Consider the following 1,041-nt stretch of genomic DNA (forward strand, 5'->3'; position numbering starts at 1 on the left):
GTCGATCGATTTGACGCAGCAGTCGTTTATTGAAGGTGTAGTCAGCATTTTCCGAACGATCGCCAAGGCTGGCCGCCCACGTCACGATCTTGGTGATTTCTGGACGCTTTTCATTCCAGAGGTAATCGTGCTCTTGCTTGAGTTTGTTATAACCTTCACGGGTAATCAGCTTAGTTTTCAATTTGGTTCCTATTCATTTCGGCATAAAAAATGCCGCACATTCAGCAGCATCGACGCTTACGCGATCTTCATCCTAAACCTAGAATTATACCCAAAGCCACAAGATTCTCAGAGCGGACTTTGGGTATTGGCAATTAGGTTAGGCGACGGTTCGACTATTTTTCGTAATCTGGTTTTTTCGTCACGATGTAATTGGTTTCACTCGCCACTAACGCACCGTGCTTTAAGAAGTTTTTACCCAAAATCATGCTGTAATGAAAGCGTCCGCGATCTTGCAAATTCACACGAATTTTCTTCTCTAAGTCACCCAGTTTGACGTGCATTTCCACCACCGGACGTACGTTTGCTTTCTCGCCTTTTTTCGCAGTAATTTTCATTACGTCTACCACTTCGCGAGTAAAGGCCTTTTGCATACCGAGGTCATTTTCGTAGGTAAAGCTCACCATGTCTTTGCCATCTTTTTGGAACAGTTTGATGTCCTTAGCATTGATAGAACTGACATCCGCACCGGTGTCCAGTTTGACCGGGAAAGACATACCTTCCACTTCGGCCACTTCGATGTGGCCAGCTCGGAACAAAGGTTTGGCATCGAGCAAGTGGTCTGCGCGCGTATTCAGTAGCACGCCACCTTTAGCCATGTTGTGGCCGAAAACGAAAAACGGCTGCTCTTCATCTTTATCTAGCACGTCAATAGCAAACTCCATCGACTTTTCTTTGTTACCGAACAAGAAGTCACCTTCCACCACAGGACGCACCATGTCGCCGACTTTGAGTTTCTTCAGCACGGGTTTGGTGATTTTTTCTTCTTTGCCTTTTTCGTTGCTCAAATAGAACGTCGCGACTTCGTCTTTGCCCTTTTCA

1 protein-coding gene and 1 pseudogene are annotated in these 1,041 nt (G+C 45.8%); both read right to left on the reverse strand.

The genetic code is table 11. The annotated features are described in order from the left end of the window. Nucleotides 1-181, reverse strand: a pseudogene (locus tag R7127_RS26905) (transcription elongation factor GreB); the annotation flags it as partial. 154 nt (nucleotides 182-335) lie between these two features. Further along, on the reverse strand, nucleotides 336-1,041 hold a 706-nt coding region (locus R7127_RS26910), incomplete at its 5' end, for an ATP-dependent zinc protease (RefSeq protein ID WP_318148763.1).

The sequence above is a fragment of the Vibrio sp. 1159 genome, assembly GCF_033340395.1.
Classification (GTDB): domain Bacteria; phylum Pseudomonadota; class Gammaproteobacteria; order Enterobacterales; family Vibrionaceae; genus Vibrio; species Vibrio alginolyticus.